20 protein-coding genes are annotated in these 20,133 nt (G+C 64.0%); 13 read left to right on the top strand and 7 right to left on the bottom strand.

Annotated features, from left to right (window positions below; genetic code table 11):
- The first annotated feature begins 102 nt into the window (after positions 1 to 102).
- From Q8O96_RS03975 to Q8O96_RS03955, 5 genes are all read left to right on the top strand, one after another.
- Entirely contained in the window at positions 103 to 609 is a 507-nt protein-coding gene (locus Q8O96_RS03975) for a sigma-70 family RNA polymerase sigma factor (protein WP_102864273.1), read from the top strand.
- Positions 606 to 1,583: a FecR domain-containing protein gene (locus tag Q8O96_RS03970; RefSeq protein WP_115582170.1), complete on the top strand. Its 978-nt coding sequence runs from the start codon at positions 606 to 608 to the stop codon at positions 1,581 to 1,583. The genes Q8O96_RS03975 and Q8O96_RS03970 overlap by 4 nt, the downstream gene beginning before the upstream one ends.
- Positions 1,584 to 1,673: 90 nt before the next feature.
- On the top strand, positions 1,674 to 4,112 hold the full coding sequence (locus Q8O96_RS03965) for a TonB-dependent siderophore receptor (RefSeq protein ID WP_115582169.1): 2,439 nt from the start codon (positions 1,674 to 1,676) through the stop codon (positions 4,110 to 4,112).
- A gap of 104 nt (positions 4,113 to 4,216) precedes the next feature.
- Complete coding sequence (locus Q8O96_RS03960; protein WP_305948410.1) at positions 4,217 to 4,912, top strand: DUF1963 domain-containing protein; 696 nt, start codon at positions 4,217 to 4,219, stop codon at positions 4,910 to 4,912.
- A gap of 93 nt (positions 4,913 to 5,005) precedes the next feature.
- Complete coding sequence (locus tag Q8O96_RS03955; protein WP_102880092.1) at positions 5,006 to 5,857, top strand: CAP domain-containing protein; 852 nt, start codon at positions 5,006 to 5,008, stop codon at positions 5,855 to 5,857.
- 124 nt (positions 5,858 to 5,981) lie between these two features.
- On the opposite strand, the gene Q8O96_RS03950 is transcribed toward Q8O96_RS03955, so the two are convergent.
- Complete coding sequence (locus Q8O96_RS03950; RefSeq protein ID WP_305948409.1) at positions 5,982 to 6,656, bottom strand: ATPase; 675 nt, start codon at positions 6,654 to 6,656, stop codon at positions 5,982 to 5,984.
- Between the two features lie 246 nt (positions 6,657 to 6,902).
- On the opposite strand from Q8O96_RS03950, the gene Q8O96_RS03945 reads away from it, so the two are divergent.
- Positions 6,903 to 7,544, top strand: coding sequence for a LysE family translocator (locus tag Q8O96_RS03945; RefSeq protein ID WP_305948408.1), 642 nt, complete (start codon positions 6,903 to 6,905; stop codon positions 7,542 to 7,544).
- 51 nt (positions 7,545 to 7,595) lie between these two features.
- Here the strand turns inward: Q8O96_RS03945 and Q8O96_RS03940 are convergent, their stop codons facing one another.
- The 3 genes from Q8O96_RS03940 to Q8O96_RS03930 form a co-directional block, all read right to left on the bottom strand.
- On the bottom strand, positions 7,596 to 7,778 hold the full coding sequence (locus Q8O96_RS03940) for a DUF1289 domain-containing protein (RefSeq protein ID WP_102864264.1): 183 nt from the start codon (positions 7,776 to 7,778) through the stop codon (positions 7,596 to 7,598).
- Positions 7,779 to 7,781: 3 nt separating this feature from the next.
- Entirely contained in the window at positions 7,782 to 8,153 is a 372-nt protein-coding gene (locus Q8O96_RS03935; RefSeq protein WP_162884135.1) for a hypothetical protein, read from the bottom strand.
- 85 nt (positions 8,154 to 8,238) lie between these two features.
- Positions 8,239 to 9,813 (bottom strand): murein L,D-transpeptidase, encoded by a 1,575-nt coding sequence (locus Q8O96_RS03930; protein ID WP_305948407.1) that lies wholly within the window; start codon positions 9,811 to 9,813, stop codon positions 8,239 to 8,241.
- Positions 9,814 to 9,964: 151 nt separating this feature from the next.
- Between Q8O96_RS03930 and Q8O96_RS03925 the strand changes: the two genes are divergently transcribed.
- From Q8O96_RS03925 to Q8O96_RS03910, 4 genes are all read left to right on the top strand, one after another.
- Positions 9,965 to 10,678, top strand: a complete 714-nt coding sequence (locus Q8O96_RS03925; protein WP_102864261.1) for a murein L,D-transpeptidase catalytic domain family protein — start codon at positions 9,965 to 9,967, stop codon at positions 10,676 to 10,678.
- Between the two features lie 87 nt (positions 10,679 to 10,765).
- The gene (locus Q8O96_RS03920) at positions 10,766 to 11,287 is read left to right on the top strand and encodes an alpha-ketoglutarate-dependent dioxygenase AlkB (RefSeq protein WP_305948406.1); all 522 of its coding nucleotides are present in this window, start codon (positions 10,766 to 10,768) and stop codon (positions 11,285 to 11,287) included.
- A gap of 87 nt (positions 11,288 to 11,374) precedes the next feature.
- Positions 11,375 to 12,256, top strand: coding sequence for an alpha/beta fold hydrolase (locus tag Q8O96_RS03915; RefSeq protein ID WP_305948405.1), 882 nt, complete (start codon positions 11,375 to 11,377; stop codon positions 12,254 to 12,256).
- A gap of 245 nt (positions 12,257 to 12,501) precedes the next feature.
- On the top strand, positions 12,502 to 14,130 hold the full coding sequence (locus Q8O96_RS03910; RefSeq protein ID WP_305948404.1) for a methyl-accepting chemotaxis protein: 1,629 nt from the start codon (positions 12,502 to 12,504) through the stop codon (positions 14,128 to 14,130).
- A gap of 45 nt (positions 14,131 to 14,175) precedes the next feature.
- Here the strand turns inward: Q8O96_RS03910 and Q8O96_RS03905 are convergent, their stop codons facing one another.
- A complete protein-coding gene (locus tag Q8O96_RS03905) occupies positions 14,176 to 15,510 on the bottom strand; it encodes a PLP-dependent aminotransferase family protein (RefSeq protein WP_305948403.1) in 1,335 nt (444 codons plus the stop codon).
- 113 nt (positions 15,511 to 15,623) lie between these two features.
- On the opposite strand from Q8O96_RS03905, the gene Q8O96_RS03900 reads away from it, so the two are divergent.
- The gene (locus tag Q8O96_RS03900) at positions 15,624 to 16,520 is read left to right on the top strand and encodes a DMT family transporter (protein ID WP_305948402.1); all 897 of its coding nucleotides are present in this window, start codon (positions 15,624 to 15,626) and stop codon (positions 16,518 to 16,520) included.
- 345 nt (positions 16,521 to 16,865) lie between these two features.
- Here the strand turns inward: Q8O96_RS03900 and Q8O96_RS03895 are convergent, their stop codons facing one another.
- Positions 16,866 to 17,195, bottom strand: coding sequence for a hypothetical protein (locus Q8O96_RS03895; protein WP_102864253.1), 330 nt, complete (start codon positions 17,193 to 17,195; stop codon positions 16,866 to 16,868).
- A gap of 136 nt (positions 17,196 to 17,331) precedes the next feature.
- A complete protein-coding gene (gcvA, locus tag Q8O96_RS03890; RefSeq protein WP_305948401.1) occupies positions 17,332 to 18,228 on the bottom strand; it encodes a transcriptional regulator GcvA in 897 nt (298 codons plus the stop codon).
- A gap of 153 nt (positions 18,229 to 18,381) precedes the next feature.
- Between gcvA and Q8O96_RS03885 the strand changes: the two genes are divergently transcribed.
- Both Q8O96_RS03885 and yfcF read left to right on the top strand, forming a co-directional pair.
- Complete coding sequence (locus tag Q8O96_RS03885; protein ID WP_162884134.1) at positions 18,382 to 19,341, top strand: DMT family transporter; 960 nt, start codon at positions 18,382 to 18,384, stop codon at positions 19,339 to 19,341.
- A gap of 103 nt (positions 19,342 to 19,444) precedes the next feature.
- A complete protein-coding gene (yfcF, locus tag Q8O96_RS03880) occupies positions 19,445 to 20,077 on the top strand; it encodes a glutathione transferase (RefSeq protein WP_305948400.1) in 633 nt (210 codons plus the stop codon).
- Positions 20,078 to 20,133 lie beyond the last annotated feature (56 nt).

Genomic DNA, 20,133 nt, shown 5'->3' with positions numbered 1-20,133 from the left:
ATGACCGGCGAGGACTTCAGCACTCACATACAACGATTGCGATCCTCCGGCGCGCCCCTGTACTATTGAGAACGATTCACACTCACATCTCGGCAGGCAACGGTGCATTCATCTTCGAGCAACAAGCTGGGCTTCTTTTTCAGCGACCATCACCGTTGGCTGCTGCAGCATATTCACAGGCGCCTGGGAAATCGCGCCGACGCCGAAGACACCGCCGCCGACACCTTCTGCCAGTTGCTCGCGGCAGAGGTCGACCCGGACAGCATCGAGCAGCCACGGGCCTACTTGTCCACCATCGCCAGGCGTTTGATGTTCGATCGCCATCGCCGACGCCAGTTGGAGCAGGCCTACCTGCAGCGCTTGTCTGCCCTGCCGGAACTGCTGGCACCCTCCCCCGAAGAGCAGTTGCTGCTGGTCGAGGCCCTGGTGGCCATCGACCGGGCGCTGGACGGCCTGCCACTGATCGTCAAGACCGCGTTTCTCTACAGCCAGCTCGATGGCCTGAGCTACGTGGCCATCGCCCGCAAGCTGGAGTTGTCCGAACGCACCGTCAGCCGCTACATGAAGCAGGCCTTGCGCCAGTGCTACCTGAGTGAGCTGGCCCTGTGAGCCGGCAACCCCTGGACCCGTTGACCGAGCAGGCCATCGACTGGATGGTGCGGCTGCGCGCCGGTGATCCGGACCCGCGCCTGGAACAAGCCCTGGCCACCTGGCTGGCCAGCGATCCGGCCCACGCCCAGGCCTGGAATCACCTGCAAGAACGGCTTGGCACATCATTCAATACCTTGCGTGCTCTTGATCGACGCGTGCCCGGGCAGGCTGGCGAAGCCCGACAACTGCTGCTCAGCCCCCGCCGCTCTCGGCGCCAACTGTTGCGCGGCCTGGCCGGACTCGGCCTGCTGGGCGGCGGCCTGTGGCTGGGCGCCCAGACTCGGTATGGCGAAACCCTGCTGGCGGATGTCAGCACCGGCCGCGGCCAGCGTCGGGACGTCACCCTGGCCGACGGCAGCCACCTGAGCCTGAACGCCGACAGCGCCGTGGACCTGCGCTTCGACGACCAGCAACGGCTGGTGATCCTGCGCCATGGCCAGTTGCTGATTCAGGTTGCCGCCGACCCGCGGCGACCACTGCGAGTGCGCAGCGCCCAGGGCCAGGTCCAGGCCCTGGGCACCCGTTTCCTGGTGAGCCAGGAAGCCAGCGCCACCCGGGTCGTCGTGCTGGAGCACTCGGTGCGGCTGCGCCTGCTGACGGGCGATGAACGCGATCTGCAACAGGGGCAGGCCGCCCTGCTGCACCCCGAACGTATCGAACTGCTGGAGCAGGATCAGCGGTATCGCGGCGATTGGCTCAACGGTCGCCTCAACGTGCTGAATGACTCCCTGGAGCAGGTGGTCGCAGCCCTACGCCCTTACTGTCGGGGCTACGTGCGGGTAGCCCCTTCGGTCAGCCATCTACGGGTGCAGGGCGTGTTCCCTCTGGATCAGCCGGAACGGGCCCTCAGCGCCCTGGCGGAGACCCTGCCGATCAGGATCGATCGCTACAGCCCCTGGCTCACACTGATCCGCCCCCGCAACCAAGAATGAATATTTTTTGAAAATCACTCTTATTTGTGTCCGGTTTTCATTTCTTGTCCCACCTATCTCCTGACACGCCAACACAATCAGGAGAATTCCGTGCGCAACCCTTGGTTCCATGTCCTTCCCGCTGCCTTCGCCGTGGCTGCCCTGAACAGCCAGGCTCAGGCCCAGGAGCAGCTCCAGTCGTTCAACTTGCCGGCGGCCCCCCTGGCCGTGACGCTCAACGCCATCGCTGGCCAGAGCGGCGCCGTGCTGGCCCTGGAACCGGCGCTGGTCCAGGGCAAGCAGGCCCCGGCGGTGATTGGCCGGATGACTGCGCTGCAGGCCATGCACAGCGCGCTGGTCGGCAGCGGCCTGCAATTGAAGCTCACCGTCAGCGGCCACTACAGCGTCGAGCCGCTCCCGGCCGACGGTGCCCCCGTGCAACTGGGCATGACCAGCATCATCGAGAGCGGGCTCGACACCACCACTGAAGGCTCCGGCTCCTACGCCGCACGTGCAGTGACCATCGGCAAGGGCACCCACAGCCTGCGGGAGATTCCCCAATCGATCACGGTCATGACCCGTAAGCAGATGGATGATCAGGGCCTGACCGACCTCAAGGCCGCCGCCAACCAGACCACCGGCCTGGTGGGGGTGCAAGGGGTGGGCAAAGGCATGATCCTCTCCTCCCGCGGCTTCCAGATCGACGATTGGCAATACGATGGCGTGCCGATCCCGCGCAACACCTACTCTCTGGGCAACTGGGCGACCCAGGACCTGATCTTCTTCGACCGCCTGGAAGTGCTGCGCGGTGCCTCGGGGCTGCTGCAGGGCACCGGCAGCCCGGGGGGCGCGATCAACCTGGTGCGCAAGCGCGGCCAGAACACCCCGACCGTGACCCTGACCGGCAAGGCCGGCTCGTGGGACCACTATGGCCTGCAACTGGACGCCGGCGGCCCACTGAATGCCGCCGGTACGGTACGCGGGCGCATGGTGGCCGACGAGGACCAGAGCGATTCGTTCATCGACAAGCAATGGAGCAAGACCCACTCGCTGTACGGGTCCCTGGACTTCGATCTGAGCGACGACACCACCCTGGGCCTGGCCGCCAGCCGCTCCGAGGCCGAATCGCGGCCGATGCTCCGCGGCCTGCCGCGCTATACCGACGGCAGCACGGTGAATCTGCCGCGCTCGACCTACAGCGGCGCGCGCTGGAACCATTCGCAGATCAACGTCACCACGCTCTACGCCGACCTGGAGCACCGCTTCAACCAGGATTGGACCTTCAAGCTCGGTGCCGTGCGCATGAGCGAAAGCAACGACTCGATCCAGCAACGCATCCAGACCACCCTCCAGGGCGTCAACGCCGACGGCAGCGGCCTGCAGTACGCCGACTGGGTCACCGACTTCGACAACACCAAGATCGGCCTCGACATGAACCTCACCGGGCGCTTCGAGGGCCTGTCCATGGATCAGGAAATCACCCTGGGCGGCAACTATTCGAAACTGACCACTGACGATGTCTTCGCCCGCACCTTCAACAATGGCGGCAACATCTTCGCCATCGATCACGACCGGCCGAAGGTCAGCTACGACAGCCTGCTCAATACTCCCGGCGGACGCGGCACCCACAGTCAGTACGATGTCCGCCAGAAAGGCCTGTATGGCAGTTGGCGGATCAAGCCCATGGACGACCTGACCCTGGTGCTGGGTTCCCGGGTCAGCTGGTATGACTACCGCTACGACGCTACCAACTACCAGGCCATCAGCCACAAGGGCACCGCGGACGATCCGTCCACCATGACCGACAGCGGCGAAGTCACGCCTTACGCCGGCATCGTCTACGACCTGAGTCGCGAATGGTCGGTGTATGCCAGCTACACCGATGTGTTCGAGCCGCAGACCGCGCGCACCGCCAGCGGCTCGATACTGCAACCGGTGATTGGCAGCAACTATGAAGTCGGCCTCAAGGGCGAGCTGCTCGAAGGCCGGGTCAACACCTCCCTGGCACTGTTCCGCTACGACCAGAAAAACCGTGCCGTACAGGACACCGCCTCGGGCTACGCCTGTGACGGCTGGTACTGCTCCACCGCCTCGGGCAAGGTGCGCAGCCAGGGGCTGGAAGCCGAAGTCAGCGGCGAAGTGGTGGATCGTCTGCAGTTGTTCGCCGGCTACACCTACAACACCACCACCTTCCTTGAAGATCCGCAGGATCAGGGTCGGACATTCAGCCAATGGACCCCCAAGCACATGCTGCGGGTGTGGAGCGACTACCAGCTGGACGGTGCCTTGAGCCGGGTCAGCACCGGCCTGGGCTTCACCAGCCAGAGCCACACCCTGGGCTATGAACGCAGCTACAAGGTGCCGGGCTACACCGTCTGGAACGCCCGCATCGCCTATCAGTTGAACGACGAGGTGAGCCTGGCACTGAACGCCTACAACCTGTTCGACAAGCACTACTACATCTCTGGCTACAACCAGTTGAATGGCAACAACAACTTCGGTGATCCACGCAACTTCATGCTCAGCGTGAAGTACACACCGCAGTTCTGAATCGGCCTTGTCGCAGCGCCCCCCCTGCGGGCGCTGCAGACAGCGCCGGGCTTTTGTATGATCCGCCCTCGCCCCGCCCCTTCCTGAGGACGTTTCATTTGAGCATGGACATTCAAGACATCCAGCGCAGCCTGGCAAGACCCGCGCTAAAACTCGTCGCCGGCGGCTTTCGCCCCACCCAGGCCATGGATGAAAGCTGGCTGGGCCGAGTCTTTCTGTTTCGCGAAGACGAAGAGTGGCCGCGCAACGGCGCCGGTGAAACCCTGTTGCCCTTCGCACAGCTCTATCTCCCGGCCCTGCCCTTTCACAGCCCGCTGCTGGAAGGCGTGCGGGTGCTGAGCGTGTTTGTCGCCAACCCCTTTCCCGAACCCCTGGAGCCCATGGGCGAACGTTGGCTGATCCGCGAATACCGCGACGACGAGGTGCTGGTGCGCAAGGAGCTGGTGGCTCCCGGAGCCTTCCTCAAAGCCATGCCGATCAAAGCCGAAGCCGTGGCCGAGGACTTTCCGCTGTGGGACGGTGGCGGCATCCCCGATGAGGTGGAGCAGGCCATTCTCGACCTGGAACGCAGCGGCCGCATTGAGTGTTACTACGACCTGATCAGCCACTGCTATGAACACAAGCTGGGGGGCTATCCGTCCTACTGCCAATCAGGGATCGATGTCGGAGACGGTTTCGAATTCGTGATGCAGATTGCCTCCGACGCCAAGATCGGACTCAACGTGGTGGACGGCGGAAAGTTGATGTTCTGGAAACATCGCGACACGGGCGAATGGGCGCTGTACTTCGACTTCTATTGAGACCGGCCGGTGAATAGCGATTTCATGCTCCAACGGATGAAAAGCCCGGACGCCGGGTGCATCATGAGCGCTGTCATTTCTCGGGAGACCTTCATGCCCCTGCGTCCATTGCTCTTGCCCGCCGCCGCTCTGGCGCTGGGCCTGCTGGGTTCGGCCAGCGCCATGGCCGATGATCGGTCGCAGTTGATCGAATCGATCAACGCCTACCGCAGCCAGCCGCAACGTTGCGCCAACCAGGCCTCCTCGGAGCTGCCACCGCTGGCCAGCGATCCGCGCCTGATCCTGCCCGTGGACAACGTCGGTGACCTGCAACAGGCCCTGGCACGGGCGGCCTATCCCATGGTCAATGTGCAGGCCATCAGCCTCTCCGGCCCCCGGGACGCCCAGGCGGCGATGCAAGCGGTGCGCGAGAGCTTCTGCCAGGTGGTGCTGGACCCGCAGTTCGTCGATATCGGCGTCAATCGCCAGGCCAACCAGTGGCGCATCGTCCTCGCCCGGCCGTTGCTGGCCGCCCGCCTCGGGGATTGGCAAGCCGAGGGCCAGCAATTGCTGGCACAGATCAACAGCGCCCGCAGCCAGCCCCGGCAATGCGGTGGCCAGAGCTTCGCCGCCAGCGCGCCGCTGGCCTGGAACGCCACCCTGGGCAGCACCGCCGAAGCACACAGCCGGGCCATGGCCAACCAGAACTATTTCGATCACAAGGACCATGACGGCCGCACCCCGGGCGATCGCGCCGAACTGGCCGGTTATGCCGGGCAACAGGTGGGCGAGAACATCGCCGCCGGCCAGGACAGCGCGCGCAAGGTGCTGGACGGCTGGCTGGCCAGCCCCGGGCACTGCGCCAACCTGATGAATCCGGCCTACCGCGAGCTGGGTGCAGCTTATGCGGTGGACCCGAAAAGCGATGCGGGCATCTACTGGACTGCAATGTTCGGCGCGCCTTGAGGCGCCGGCTCCAGATGTGACCTGCCGACCACAGCTGCCGGCAACCCCTGGGCAGGGCTCGAGCCCGGCCATGAACGCAAACGCCCCGATCAACCGGGGCGTTTTTTTTCAGCCAATGGTGACCTTACTGGTTGGTCGCCACCTGCCCAGCATCACCCTGGCTCACCAGCGCCTTGAGGGATGCGTCGAACTGCTTCAGCGCATTGACCTGCAGCTCGGTCTGCTGGTTGATCTGCGCGGCAATTTCCGGTGCCGCCTTGCCCCGGACCCAGACCGAAGGCAGCTCCTTGGCCTGAATGCCTTCGGCCTTGCCGATGTATTGCAGGTTGGCGTCATAGAACTTGGCGATGAACCGCGCCTCCACCTTGCGGTTGGCCTTGGTCACCAGTTGGTTGTAGGTATCGAGCATGACCACCACGTCAGGCCGGGCCTGGACCACGGCATCGAGGTTGTCATACAGGGTCACGCTACCAAAGTGTTTCTGCAACGACGCCGTCAACCAGTTGATCGCCCGTTGCGGGTCGGAGCTGTCGACAAAGGCGGCACTGATGCGCGGGTCGAGCCCGGCATTTTTCGCCCCGTTCAGCGCCACCGAGTGGTAGTGCTCCAGGTACTCCAGGGTATTGAGGGTGTTTTCGCTGTACAGCAACCCTACCGACTGGGCCTGCCGCAGATCGGCGCTGCTGTCGGCCATGGGCAAGAAGTGGCAGGACATGTCATCGGCGGCGAAGGCTGTCGCAGAAGCACCGGTTCCCGCGATCAAGACAACCACAAGGGTCAATAGAGTCGAGATTCTCATCGGGTGTTTCCTTCTGCAGCCAGCACGGTGTAAGCGCCATCTTCCTCCTTTGCTGGAAAAACGGAACCTGCACTTTTTGATGATAACTATCGATTGCAGCAATGGTTGACAATAGGCACCGATTCGCCTGCGAAGGTGCAACCTCGATCACCCGCCACGACCTGCAAGACCCTCATTTTCTGGCATACAGCTGGCCACCGCCGCTATAGAATCAAGCCCCCTTTTTCTGCAACACGAGTCCGAACCATGGATGCTCACTCGATATTGACCTACACCCTGGTGGCGGCGATCGCCATCGCCAGCCCCGGCCCTGCCACCCTGGTGGCGCTGCACAACAGTGTGGCCTACGGTGCCAAGTCGACCCTGTGGTCGTCACTGGGCAATATCAGCGGGCTGTTCTGCATGTCTGCCGCGGCCATGCTCGGCCTCGGCGCGCTGATCGCCAGTTCCGAGTGGGTTTTCAATGCGGTGAAGATCGTCGGCGCCGGCTATCTGTTCTACCTCGGTGCCAAGCAGCTGTTCAGTAAAAGCCAGCTACTGAGCGCCAGCAGCGCCGACAACGGCAAGCTCGCGCCCCCGCCGCGTCTGAAGTTGTTCAAGTCGGCCTTCCTGACCGCCGCCACCAACCCCAAGGCGACGATCTTCTTTACCGCGCTGTTCCCGCAGTTCATCGACCAGCACGCCGCGCTGCTGCCGCAGTTCTTCATCCTGACCCTGATCTTCATGGCGCTGTCGCTGGTCTCCCTCAGCGTCTATGCCGTGCTCGCTTCCCGAGCCAAGGGCGTGCTGACCCGGCCGGCGCTGTCAAAGTGGGTCAATCGCGTGGTGGGTTCGACCTTCATCTTCTTCGGCACCACCATCCTGGCGATGCGTCGGCAAACGGTCTGACCAGACGCCTGACCGGGCACCTGATCTGCCTTGCGGGGAGTGAAGCGGCCTTCAACCCTTCTTTTTCTGCAAGGCCTTTAGTCGCGCACTGGCCCGCTGCACGGCGGCCATCTTTTCCGGGCGCTTCATGCGCTTCCATTTGCGGATATCGTCCTTGGTCCGTCCGCAACTCACGCACAGGTCGCCGCTGAGCTGGCACAGGGCGATGCAGGGGTTGTCGATTTCCTTGGCCATGGCTCAACCCCGCCCCGGACGCAGGCGCTTGAGGCGTTGCGCCCAATCGCCGCCATTGATCCGCCGGCATTGTTCCTCACTGTCGAAGAACACATGGGCCGCCAATGACTCAAGGCGCACATCGGCCTCGCCCAAGGCGCGGGCTGTCAGTTCAATCATCCGTGAGCCCTGGCCCGCCGCCAGGGCCTGCTCCTTGTGGGCCTGGGTGTCGAAGATCCAGGCCACCACCAGGCTTGCCGGAAAGGCGGCGTAATTCACTTCGTGGGTCAACCAGGAAAAGCCGACGATCTCTGCCTTGGCGGCCTCGCAGGCTTCGGTCAGGGTGGCGGCCAGCTGGCGTTCCATGGCGGCTTGCCGGCGTTTGTCGAGTGGCATGAAGGACCTTGAGCAAGGGAAAAAAGGCCGCACAAGATACCTCAAACCCGCCACTCGCGGCGGCGCGTTGCACCTGGGCTAGCGCCTACAGAAGCTTGCTACCCAAGGCGCTGGACAGGACGTCGTCGTGCCCATAGATGTCCGGCGCATACAGCAGTTGCCCATGGCTGTCGGCCTGCACCGTCCAATAGCTGAGCAGAATCGGCACCGGCCTGGCCAGGCGGAATTCATGGGTCAGGCCGGTGGCCAGCAGTTCGTTGGTGCGCAGTCGCTCCGCCGGGCTCAGCAACCAGTCGCGCAGTTGCAGCGCCTGTTCGACCCGCACGCAGCCGGAACTGAAGGCGCGGGGCCCCTTGCTGAACAGCGCCTGGCTCGGGGTGTCGTGCAGGTACACGGAGAACGGATTGGGAAAACGGATGGCGATGCGCCCCAAGGGGTTGCGCGGGCCCGCCCCCTGGCGCAGAAGAATATTGCCGGGACGCTCCCAATCGACGTCCTCGGGCGCGAGGGGCTGGCCATTGGCGTCCAGCACCTGCAGGTTCTGACGATTGAGGAAGCCCTGGTCACGGCGGATTTCCGGCAGTTTGTCTTCCTTGAGAATGGTCGGCGGCACCGTCCAGGTGGGGTTCAGGGTCAAGCGCGTGACCTGGGACTTCAACAGCGGTGTCTGACGCTCGGCACGGCCGACCTGGGTGCGGGTCTGCCACACCACCGCATCGTCCTGATAGAAGGTCAGTTGCGCGGCCGCGACGTTGACCAACACGATATTGGGTTCGAAATCCTGGGCCAGCCAGCGCAGGCGTTCAAGGTTGATGCGCAGTTGCTCACGGCGCTGGGCCGGGCTGATATTCAGCTCCTTGAGGGTGCCCGCCCCCATCACGCCATCAGCCTGCAGCGAATGACTGAGCTGGAAATTTTTCACCGCGTTTACCAGGTCACTGCTGTAGGTATTATCGTCACTGACCTCGGGGCTTGGCAGAAAGCCGCCCAGGTACAGGCGCTGGGCCAGTTCCGGGACTCGCTTGTCCTGCATGTCCGGACGCAACAGCGGGCCACCGGCTACCGCCTGCCAACGGGGTAATGGTTGCTGGCGTTCACGGGCATAGACCTGGCGCAGGTTGCGATATTGCTCAAGATTCGGACGGGCCTGATCGAAGGCGCCGGCGAGGTTTTCCAGCCCGGGCACGGCCATCGCCAGCAACGCCGCCTGGCGATCGTCCGCCAGCGGCTGGGCCCGCCACAAGGGCTCGAAGCGGCTCTGTGACAGGCGACCGTAGTGCAGGTCCTGCAAGGCTTGCAGGTACTGATGAGTGATCGCGATATCGGTGCACAGCTCATCCCCAGCTGCGCTGCTCACCGGCAGCCGATAGCGCTCTGGATCCAGGCCGTCATCGATCACCTGGGCCAATTGCGCCTGCAAGCTGGCCAGCCGATGCTCGGCGGACCACACCGGCTGCTCGCCGTTCTGGCGGTAGAACGCCTGCAACAGCAGTTGCGCGGAAGCATCCAGGCGTGGACTCAGTGCCGGGCAAGCCACTGCCAACTGGGTCAACGTCAGTTGCAGCGCACTGGGCGGCGCCAGCGCAGGGTCCTCGGCCAGCGCGACCAATGGCGCAGCGAGCAGGCACAGGCTCAAGTAACATGCGGTTTTTTTGAACAACTGCTTTACTCCAATCCGTGGCCTTCAGTGCGTTGGCCAACCGTTACGGCAGATGGGGAACAATCAGGCCTGGGATCTAAACATATAGACCAGACTGCCGGGGGAACGACAGGACGTCAGGAGCCAAAGTGATCATGGGGATGCTCTAAACATGTTGAACTTCTTGTGCCGAATCTGCCTGGCGACTATCGCCCTGGGCGCCTTTTGCAGTCCTTCCTTCGCCGCCAGCAAACCCGCTCCCGCGCTGTACAGCAGCCTCGCTCACGCCGCACCGGAACTCAATCCCCAGGCCCTGAAAAGTGCCCTGAACGCCATGCAATGCGCGGTCAACAGTGGTGCCCGACAGGCCCGGCACCTGGCGGTGATCGACTACTCGCAACCGTCCACCGCGCGGCGCCTGTGGATCTTCGACCTGCGCAGCAAAAAACTGGTGCTGCGCGACCTGGTGGCCCACGGACAAAAGTCCGGGGAAAACTTCGCCACCCAGTTCTCCAACCGCCTGGGCAGCTATCAATCCAGCCTGGGCCTGTTCCGCACCCAGGAGAGCTACGAAGGCAGCCACGGCTACTCCTTGCGCATGGACGGCCTGGAGCCCGGCTTCAATGATCGGGCCCGGGACCGGGCCATCGTGATCCATGCCGCCGACTACGTGAACCCCTTGTGGAGCCAGCGCCAGGGCCGCATCGGCCGCAGCCAGGGCTGCCCGGCGGTACGACCCCAGGTGGCGCGCCAGGTGATAGACAAGCTCAAGGATGGCCAGTTCATGTTTTCCTGGTATCCGGACCAGCGCTGGCTGAAATCCTCGGCCTACCTCAATTGCCAGCCGCGTCAGGTGGCGAGCATCCTGAGCAGCAACGGCGGCTGATTGCTCGGTGGCGCAATGCCGATCAGCGAGGGCGCCCGTAACCGGGTTAGACTCGCTGCTCGTCCCTCTAGCACTTGAAGCCGCCCCATGACGCCACCTGCAATCGATCTGTTCCCTGACTTCATCACGGCCCCCGACGCCCTGTTCAACCACCTCAAGGACAGCGTGCTCTGGGATGAACGCATGCGCGCACGCAAGACCGCGAGCTTCGGCGCGCCCTACGACTACTCGCAGATCACCTACCCGGCGGTGCCGATGCCCGAGGCGCTGGAGCAGCTGTGCGGGCCGATCGAGCAGTTGCTGGGCTTTCGCCCCAACAACTGCCTGCTCAACTTCTATCCGGACGGCCAATCCTCCATGGGCTTCCACTCCGATGCCAACGAGCAACTGGTGGAAGGCACCGGGGTGGTGATCGTCTCCCTGGGTCACGCCCGGGCCATGGTCTTTCGCCACAAGGAAAGCGGCGCCACCTTCGACTACAGCCTGGCCAGCGGCTCGCTGCTGCACATGTCGGACGAACTGCAGAAACACTGGCTGCACGCGATCCCCAAGGCCCCGAATGCCGGTGAACGCATCAGCCTGTCGTTTCGCCAGCTCAAGACCGCGTAGTGCTGGACTCGGTCAGGATCGACCCTTGACTCAAGGGCCGCGCCATCGACAATGCCCGGCTGTGATCACCGCTCGAATAGAGGCCCCATGCAGTTGCTCCCCTGGTCCTACCCCTGCCCCGAAGGCTTCACCCTGCGCGGCCTGCGCTCCGAACCTTCGGGCAAACCGTTGCTGCACTTCCTCCACGGCAACGGCTTCTGCTCCATGGCCTATCGTCCGCTGCTGGCCTTGCTGGCCGAATCCTTCGACCTGTGGCTCAGCGACGTCCAGGGCCATGGCGATAGTGATCATGGCGGCCCGTTTGTGGGTTGGAACCGCACCGCAGAACTGGCGGCCGAAGCCTTCGAGGCCGGGCTCAAGGCCTACGGTGACGTGCCCCGCTACGCCGTCGGCCACAGCTTTGGCGGCGTGCTCACCAGTCTGATCGTGGCCGAACGCCCCCAGCTGTTTGCCAAGGCAGTGATGCTCGACCCGGTGATTTTCAGCCCGTCGATGATCAGCTCCCTGAGGCTGCTCTCGGCCCTGGGCCTCAACCGTCGCCATACCCTGGCTCGCAAGGCCGCTGCCCGCCGCCAGCATTGGCCGGACCGCGCCTCGGCCAAGGCCGCCCTGGCCAACCGGGGGATCTTCAAGGGCTGGAGCGACGAGGCCCTGAACGCCTATGTCGAGCACGGTCTGAAAGACGACGGTCAAGGCGTAGCGCTCAAATGCTCCCCTGAACGCGAGGTGGACATTTTCAGCAGCTTCCCGCAGCGCCTGTGGCGATCCCTGCGCCGGGTGCAGACCCCGACCCTGGTGATCCACGGGCGCGACAGCTACCCCTACGTCGCCCGCTCGATCAAACGCTGGGCCGCCCTCAACCGGCACCTGAGCACCCAGGTGATCGACGGCCAGCACTGTTTCATGCAAGTCGACCCAGTGACCAGTGCCCGCTCCATCGCAGGCTTCCTGCACACCGAAGCCCATTGAAAGCTGCGGGCCAGGCGCCCGCAAATAGATGTCATCGTGATATCATCGGCGGGTTTTCCAGGCCGGCCGTGCCTCCTGCCCCCCCTGGAAAACCCTGGCAAAGGCGCCGATCAGATGCGCCTACCGCCGACCTTGTGTGCAAAAACCGACGGTGCCGTGAAGCCTCGCTCCACAGCGCACCGCACAGATGCAAACCGCGACTCGCTTCGCCGGTTGTACTTTTTGCCGCCACAAGGAACACAGTCATGCTCTTGAGAACGATGAATATTTCCCGCCGCGCAGGGTTCAGCTTCGCCCTGATCGCCCTGCTGGCACTGGGCCTGGGGGGCTTCTCGTTGCTGGAAATGCGGCGCATGAACCAGCAATCCCTTGAGGTCGACCAGAACTGGCAGCCATCGATTGTCGCCGCCAACGCCCTGGCCCTGACCAGCACCCAGATCCGTACCATCACCCTGCGCATGCTGGTGGTCCGTGACCACGACGATGTACAGGCCATGCTCAAGCGCGTCGGCGAACTCGACGAGCAACTCAATCGCCAGCAAGGCGTTTACGAGAAACTGATCACCGAGGCCGAGGAGCGCTCGGCCTATGAACGCTTTCTCAGCGCCAAGGCGGCCTACATCAAGGATCAGCACCGGGTGGTGGAACTGGTGCGCCAGGGGCACAAGGAAGCGGCCATCGATGTCGTCGACGGCGGTTCGTTCCTGACCCAGGCCGACGCCATGCTCAAGGAGCTGCTGGACATCATCGACACCAACACTCGGGGTGGCGTCGCCGCCGCGCAGCTGAGCAGTGAGGTGTTCCAGGGCGCCATTGCCATGGTCGTGCTGATCATGCTGATCGTGGTGGCCCTGACCATCGCCCTCGCCCTGCTGCTGACCCGCAGCATCGTGCGCCCACTGGGCCAGGCCGTGGCCGTGGCGGAAACCATCGCCAGCGGCGACCTCGGCCAGAGCATCACGGTCAGCGGCAAGGACGAACCGGCACGCCTGCTGCAAGCCCTGCAAACCATGCAGGCCAGCCTGCGGGGCACCCTGCAGCGGATCGCCGATTCCTCCAACCAACTGGCCTCCGCCGCCGAGGAACTGCATGCGGTCACCGAACACTCCAGCCAAACCCTGCACCAGCAAAGCAATGAAGTGGAGCAGGCTGCCACGGCAGTCAACGAGATGACCGCCGCCGTGGAGGAAGTAGCGCGCAATGCGGTGAGCACCTCCGAAGCCTCCCAGGAAACCGACCGCACCGCCCACCACGGCCGCGAGCAGGTGCAACACACCGTAGACTCCATCGGCCAACTGGCGGCAGACGTGACCCAGACCTGCGAACAGGTCGAGCACCTGGCAGTGGACGTGCGCAATATCGGCCAGGTGCTGGAAGTGATCCGCTCGATTGCCGAACAGACCAACCTGCTGGCCCTGAATGCGGCCATCGAAGCGGCCCGGGCCGGGGATGCCGGACGGGGGTTTGCCGTGGTCGCCGACGAAGTGCGGGCCCTGGCCCATCGCACCCAGCAGTCGACCCAGGAAATCGAAAGCATGATCAACACCATCGAAGAAGGCACCGAGGGTGCGGTCAGCGCCATGCGCAACAGCAACGAGCGGGCACACCTGACCCTGGAGGCGGCCCGCGCCTCGGGGCTGGCCCTGGACCAGATCACCCAGGCCATCACCATGATCAACGAGCGCAACCTGGTGATCGCCAGCGCCAGCGAAGAACAGGCCCAGGTGGCCCGGGAAGTGGATCGCAACCTGATCAACATCCGCGACCTGTCGACCCAGACCTCGGCCGGGGCCAACCAGAGCAACGCCGCCAGCCAGGAACTGTCGCGGCTGGCGGTGGACCTGAACGGGCTGGTGACCCAGTTCAAGCTCTAAAAAAGCAGTTGTCAGCGGCACGTTCGAAACGTCGAACGTGCCGCTTCAGAACGCGTAACGGGCGATCACTTGCCGGACCTTGGCCAGCGCCTCGGGCAAATCGGCCAGGTCCACCGAGCCCAGGGCCAGGCGAATGGCGTGGGGCACCGGCCCGGCGCAGACAAAGGGCTCGGCGGTAGACACCGAGACGTTCTCACGCAGCAACGCCATGGCCACCTGATCGGCGCGTACTTCCTCGGGCAAAGGCAGCCAGAGGAAGTACGAGTTGGGGTGGCCGATATGCTCCAGCCCTGCCAACAGCTCCCGAGCCAGATGCTGACGGGCCTGGGCGTCCTGACGTTTTTCCTGCTCCAGGCGCGCCACGGTGCCGTCCTCGATCCAGGCACAGGCCATGGCGGTCATCACGCTGGGGGTGTTCCAGGTGGTGGCGCGGATCGCGCGTTCGAGCAAGGGCGCTCGGTCTGCGGAGGCCACCACGTAGCCGACCCGCAGCCCGGCGGCCACACTCTTGGAAAAACCCGAGATGTACACCGTGCTTTCCGGGGCCAGGGCCGCCAGGGGTGCAGGTGGATCGTCCGCCAGATAGGCATAGGCCGCGTCCTCAATGATCAGCAACCCATGCTGGCGGGCCAGGGCCACCAGACGCTGGCGCCAGGCCAGGTCAAGCACCCAGCCCATGGGGTTGTGCAAAGTCGGCATGGCGTACACCGCCCTTACCCGCCGACGCTGGCACAAGCGCTCGAAGGCATCGAGGTCCGGACCTTCTGCCGTCAATGGGATGGCCAGCAACTCCAATCCGTGCGCATCCGCCACCACCTTGAACCCCGGGTAGGTCAGGGCATCGGTGGCCACCACGTCGCCGGGCTTGAGCAGAGCCATGACCGTGGTCGCCAGGCCGTGCTGGGCCCCACTGACAATCAGCACCTGCTCGCCCTTCACTGCCAGACCGCGACCCGCCAAATGCTGCGCCACCGTGGCCCGCTCATGGCTGCGGCCGGCGTGGGGTTGATAACGCAGCAGGGCCTCCAGATCGCCGCAGGACGCCAACTGACGCAAGGCTGCGCGCAGTAACTCTGCCTGCCCGGGCAAGGACGGGTAGTTGAAGTTCAAGTCCAGGGTTCCGGCCGCCGTGGCCTGCTGATCTACACCCTGTCCGGGCGGTAGCGCGGTTTCACGGACAAAGGTGCCACGCCCGGTTTCGCCGCTGATCAAGCCCATGGCTTCCAGCTCGGCATACACCCGCGAGGCGGTTACCAACGCCAGCCCTTCCCTGGCCGCCAGCTCTCGATGGGTGGGCAGGCGGGTGCCAGGGGCCAGCACGCCGCGACGGATATCGGCGGCGAACACATCGACTAACTGCTTGTAGCGGGCGCGGGCCATTGGCGCTGTATCCATGACAATTTTTTGATTGTGCTGATTTTCAATCCTAGGATGAGCTGGACGCAAGTCCCACCCCGGGCCTGCCCCTGCCAACCGTAGTGAGCACTTGTTGAATGCAACGGACATCGCACCTGCAATCCCCCCCGCTGGAAAATACCGCCGGCGGCTGGCTGAACGGCTTTATCGGGGTACTGATCTTCAGCGGCTCACTACCGGCGACCCGGGTCGCGGTGCTGGAGTTCGATCCGCTGTTCCTTACCGTTGCCCGCGCCACCCTCGCTGCGATCCTGGCCCTGTGCATCCTGTTGCTGTTCAAGGAACGACGCCCCAGCAGGCAGCAATTGCTGCCCCTGACCATCGTCGCCCTGGGCGTAGTGCTGGGCTTTCCCTTGCTGACTGCCCTGGCCCTGCAGTACGTGACCTCGGCTCACTCCATCGTGTTTCTCGGCCTGCTACCCCTGGCCACCGCGGTATTCGGCGTATTGCGCGGCGGTGAACGGCCACGTCCGGTGTTCTGGCTGTTCTCGGTGCTGGGCAGCCTGCTGGTAATGGGTTATGCCCTGTCCCAGGGGCTGTCGGCGTCGCCCCAGGGCGATTTGCTCATGCTCCTGGCGGTGCTGGTGTGCGGCTTGGGTTACGCCGAGGGCGCGCAACTGTCCCGGCCCCTGGGAGGCTGGCAGGTGATTTCCTGGGCCTTGGTTTTGTCGTTGCCGGTCATGGCGGTCCTGACCCTGTTCAGCGCTCCGGCCTCCTTTAGCGGCATCAGCCTGCCGGCTTGGTTCAGCCTGGGCTACGTCTCGCTGTTCAGCATGCTGATCGGGTTTGTCTTCTGGTACCGCGGCCTGGCTCAAGGCGGGATCGCTGCCGTCGGCCAGCTGCAGTTGTTGCAGCCATTCTTCGGCCTGGCCCTGGCCGCCGGCCTGCTGCATGAACAGGTCAGCCTGGGCATGCTCGGGGTCACAGTGGCAGTGATCCTGTGCGTGGCCGGAGCGAAGCGTTGGGCCAAGTGACAGAAACGACAGTGGCAGGCTCAAGAGGCCTGCCACTGCTTGCGCCTTACCTGGCGACGGGTGCTGCAAACGGCTTGGGGTCTAGGTCGGAGAGATAGTGGCAAGCGCACCGATCGCGATGGTCAAGGCTAAAAATCCAAACAAGAAAAACGCCATCTTAGTCATCAGGCCTCCTGAACAGTAGGTGTGCGGTGCAGCGGACCGGATCTCCAGCCAGGAGACCCAGTGGGCGCGCCATTTTCAAACCTTGGCTGTTCTGATAACAGATGCAGATGATCTAGAAAAATACGGATCAGAAACGTCAGTCCCGTTACGCAACACTCAGGCTAGAGCCTGTAGCAGCGACTATCGACGGGCCAGTTTGTAGCGCACACAGTCGTCGTAAAAGCTTTTGCGCAAGGCTTCGGGCCTGATCCGCGACGGGCTGTCGTAGGTCTGCTCGGTGATCCCCAGGGCCATCATGCGCATCCAGCCCTTGCTGAACTTGTAGGTCTGGATCTTCTGCCGCGCCGCGTACAGCGACACCCCGGACAACTTCAGCTCCTGAGCCCGGGCAGCAGTGCCTGCGCCCCAACTGCAAACATAACGGTCATTGGCCTGCAGCTCTCTGGCCTGGGCCATTCCGGCCCCGCCCAGCAGGGCGCAGGAAGTCAGCGTTATCAACACATGGCGCATTTATCGGTCACCTAACCACCTGAAAATAAAGTGATTTTGCCGACACCTTGGCCAGTGCGGGGCCAGCAGATTGCCTTATCGATCAAGGCAAAGTGCCTGCCACTGCTGGCCAGTCATGCGGTACAGGCGCAACGCACTATGCCAGCGGCTCGCCGCGCCCGGCTTCGGCCAGCAACCACTGGCGCAACAGCGCGACATTGGGTCGCTCCAGGGCCGCTGCCGGATAGACCAGATAGTAAGCCAGATCACTGGCCACACCCTGGGCAAGCGGCGCCAGCAGGGAGCCCTCGGCCAATTCCCGGCGGACCAGCGAGCGGCGCACCAGGGCAACCCCCAGACCCGCCTTGGCAGCTTCTATGGCGCCATTGCTGTCGACGAACACCCGGCCCCGGCCGCCGTCGATCTGCCCGGCCCCGGCCGCCGCCAGCCACAGCGCCCAGTCGTGACGATGCTCATCATGCAACAACGGCAGCCCTGCCAGCTCGGCGACCGTCAGGCCGGCGTCCTGCCCCAGCAACTGCGGGCTGCACACCGGGGTCAGCTGGTCATCGAGCAAGCGTTCGCTGAGCAGCCCCTCATAGCGGCCAAAGCCGTGGCGCACCGCCAGATCGACGCCATCGCGGGCCAGGTCCACCTGGCGGTTGCAGGCGCTGATCCGCACATCCACCCCAGGTGCCTGCGCTTCGAATCCCGAGAGCCGCGGCACCAGCCACTGTGTGGCGAAACTCGGCGTGCAACTGACCACCAATACCTCCAGACGCCCACGCCCGACCATCTGCGCCGTGGCCTCGCGCATCATCCGAAAGGCCGTGCGCAAGGTCGCGAAGTACTCCTCACCGGCCGCGGTCAGGATCAAGCGCCGGGGGCGGCGCAAAAACAGCGCGAGACCCAGCACCGACTCCAGCTCCTTGACCTGCAAGCTGACGGCGCCCGGGGTGACATTCAGCTCCCTGGCCGCCAGGGTCACGCTCAGATGACGCGCTGTGGCTTCAAATGCGCGCAGTGCCGCAAGGGGCGGCAAGGCCATGCTCATGATTTAGCTCTCCTCAACCATTGAGCGAAAAACGCTCGTTTGTCCGCGGTCGCAACTCGCAGAATAATTCGACACGGCAGCCATTCAAATAGCCAAGGCGTCCGTGCATCGACGAGCAGGACTCAATCATTGAAACACGTGGGAGTAAGCGGCATGACCAGGCAAAAAGTCATGGGAGTGATGGAATGGGGGCAATTGCTGGTGCTGTCGATCCTCTGGGGTGGCTCGTTCTTTTTTGTCGCGATTGCCGTCAAGGAGCTGCCGCCACTGACCATCGTCATGCTGCGAGTGAGCCTGGCCGCCCTCGCCCTGCTGACGCTGATCCGTATCCTCGGCCTGTCACTGCCCCGGGACCGACGAGTGTGGCTGGCGTTCTTCGGCATGGGGCTGCTCAACAACCTGCTGCCCTTTGGCCTGATTGTCTGGGGCCAGACCCATATCGCCAGCAGCCTGGCCGCCATTCTCAATGCCACCACGCCCCTGTTCGCGGTACTGGTGGCCCACGTCCTGACCACTGATGAAAAAATCAGCGGCAACAAACTGGCAGGGGTGCTGGTCGGCTTTGTCGGGGTGGCGATGATGATCGGCCCCGATGCCCTGGCGGGCCTCGGGGATCATCTCGGGGCACAGTTGGCGGTACTGGGTGCGGCACTGTCCTATGCCTTCGCCGGAGTCTTCGGCCGGCGCTTCAAGGCCATGGGCGTCGCCCCACTGCTCAGCGCCAGCGGTCAGATCTGCGCCTCCAGCCTGCTGCTGATCCCCCTGGCGCTGCTGCTGGAGCGGCCCTGGAACCTGCCACTGCCGAGCCTGGCCACCTGGGGCGCGCTACTGGGAATCGCCCTGCTGTCCACCGCCCTGGCCTATGTGCTGTTCTTTCGGATTCTCTCCAGCGCCGGCGCCACCAACCTGATGCTGGTGACCTTCCTGATTCCCATCAGCGCCATTGTCCTGGGCTGCCTGGTGCTGGGCGAGCAGTTGCACGCCAGGCACCTGCTGGGCATGGGCATGATCGCCCTGGGCCTGGCGGCCATTGACGGCCGGCTGCTCAGGCGCTTCAGGGCACGCAAGCAGGCACCGTTGGACAGCGACAGTTTTCTCGGCAAGGACATTTGATAGCGGCCGGTATTCCTGCGAGGAATGCACGGATAAAAATCGCGCATTTTATTTATCGCCCGGGATCTCTTAGCGTGTCCGTTCCCCCATTGGAGATCCCGCCGTGACCGACGCCCGTCCACGCCTGTACGTCGATGCCCAGTTCACCAGCCCCTATGCCCTGTCAGTGTTCGTGGCGTTGCGGGAAAAGGGCATCGACTTCGAACTCATGCCCCTTGACCTCGATGCCGGTGAGAATCGCGCCCCGGACTATGCCCGCCTGTCCCAGACCCAGCGGGTGCCGACCCTGGTGCATAACGGCTTTGCCCTGTCCGAATCCTCGGCCATCACTGAATACCTGGAGGAGCTGTTCCCTGAACCCGCGGTCTATCCCCTCGACCGACAACAGCGAGCCAAGGCCCGCCAGGTCCAGGCCTGGCTGCGCAGCGACTTGCTGCCGATCCGCCAGGAGCGCTCGACCCTGGTGGTGTTCTATGGCTGCAAGGGCGAACCTCTGTCGCCACCCGCCGAAGCGGCGGTGGCCAAGCTGATCGATACGGCGCAAGCGCTGTTGGCCGATGGCCGTGACTGCCTGTTCGGCCAGTGGTCGATTGCCGATGTCGACCTGACATTGATGCTCAACCGGCTGATCCTCAACGGTGACCCGATGCCCGCGAACCTGGTGGACTATGCCCGGCGCCAATGGCAGCGGCCGGCAGTGCAGGAATGGCTGCGGTTGCCGCGGCCGGCGCTGTAGCGGCCTGGGGCGGATGCGTTTGATGAGCCGCCAATGCAAAAACCCTCCCGCAAATC

Origin of the sequence: Pseudomonas sp. LPH60, assembly GCF_030718165.1 — a bacterium.
In the GTDB taxonomy this organism is placed as follows: domain Bacteria; phylum Pseudomonadota; class Gammaproteobacteria; order Pseudomonadales; family Pseudomonadaceae; genus Aquipseudomonas; species Aquipseudomonas danubii.
The sequence above is the reverse complement of the archived record's forward strand: the minus strand, read 5'-3'. Positions and strand labels throughout refer to the sequence as shown.

What these genes read in the sequence shown, in the direction of transcription:
- Q8O96_RS03960 (WP_305948410.1), top strand. Translation starts at nt 4,217, where the DNA reads ATGGACATTCAAGACATCCAGCGCAGCCTGGCAAGACCCGCGCTAAAA.
- Q8O96_RS03955 (WP_102880092.1), top strand. Translation starts at nt 5,006, where the DNA reads ATGCCCCTGCGTCCATTGCTCTTGCCCGCCGCCGCTCTGGCGCTGGGC.
- Q8O96_RS03950 (WP_305948409.1), bottom strand. Translation starts at nt 6,656, where the DNA reads ATGAGAATCTCGACTCTATTGACCCTTGTGGTTGTCTTGATCGCGGGA.
- Q8O96_RS03945 (WP_305948408.1), top strand. Translation starts at nt 6,903, where the DNA reads ATGGATGCTCACTCGATATTGACCTACACCCTGGTGGCGGCGATCGCC.
- Q8O96_RS03940 (WP_102864264.1), bottom strand. Translation starts at nt 7,778, where the DNA reads ATGGCCAAGGAAATCGACAACCCCTGCATCGCCCTGTGCCAGCTCAGC.
- Q8O96_RS03935 (WP_162884135.1), bottom strand. Translation starts at nt 8,153, where the DNA reads ATGCCACTCGACAAACGCCGGCAAGCCGCCATGGAACGCCAGCTGGCC.
- Q8O96_RS03925 (WP_102864261.1), top strand. Translation starts at nt 9,965, where the DNA reads ATGTTGAACTTCTTGTGCCGAATCTGCCTGGCGACTATCGCCCTGGGC.
- Q8O96_RS03920 (WP_305948406.1), top strand. Translation starts at nt 10,766, where the DNA reads ATGACGCCACCTGCAATCGATCTGTTCCCTGACTTCATCACGGCCCCC.
- Q8O96_RS03915 (WP_305948405.1), top strand. Translation starts at nt 11,375, where the DNA reads ATGCAGTTGCTCCCCTGGTCCTACCCCTGCCCCGAAGGCTTCACCCTG.
- Q8O96_RS03910 (WP_305948404.1), top strand. Translation starts at nt 12,502, where the DNA reads ATGCTCTTGAGAACGATGAATATTTCCCGCCGCGCAGGGTTCAGCTTC.
- Q8O96_RS03905 (WP_305948403.1), bottom strand. Translation starts at nt 15,510, where the DNA reads ATGGCCCGCGCCCGCTACAAGCAGTTAGTCGATGTGTTCGCCGCCGAT.
- Q8O96_RS03900 (WP_305948402.1), top strand. Translation starts at nt 15,624, where the DNA reads ATGCAACGGACATCGCACCTGCAATCCCCCCCGCTGGAAAATACCGCC.
- Q8O96_RS03895 (WP_102864253.1), bottom strand. Translation starts at nt 17,195, where the DNA reads ATGCGCCATGTGTTGATAACGCTGACTTCCTGCGCCCTGCTGGGCGGG.
- gcvA (WP_305948401.1), bottom strand. Translation starts at nt 18,228, where the DNA reads ATGAGCATGGCCTTGCCGCCCCTTGCGGCACTGCGCGCATTTGAAGCC.
- Q8O96_RS03885 (WP_162884134.1), top strand. Translation starts at nt 18,382, where the DNA reads ATGACCAGGCAAAAAGTCATGGGAGTGATGGAATGGGGGCAATTGCTG.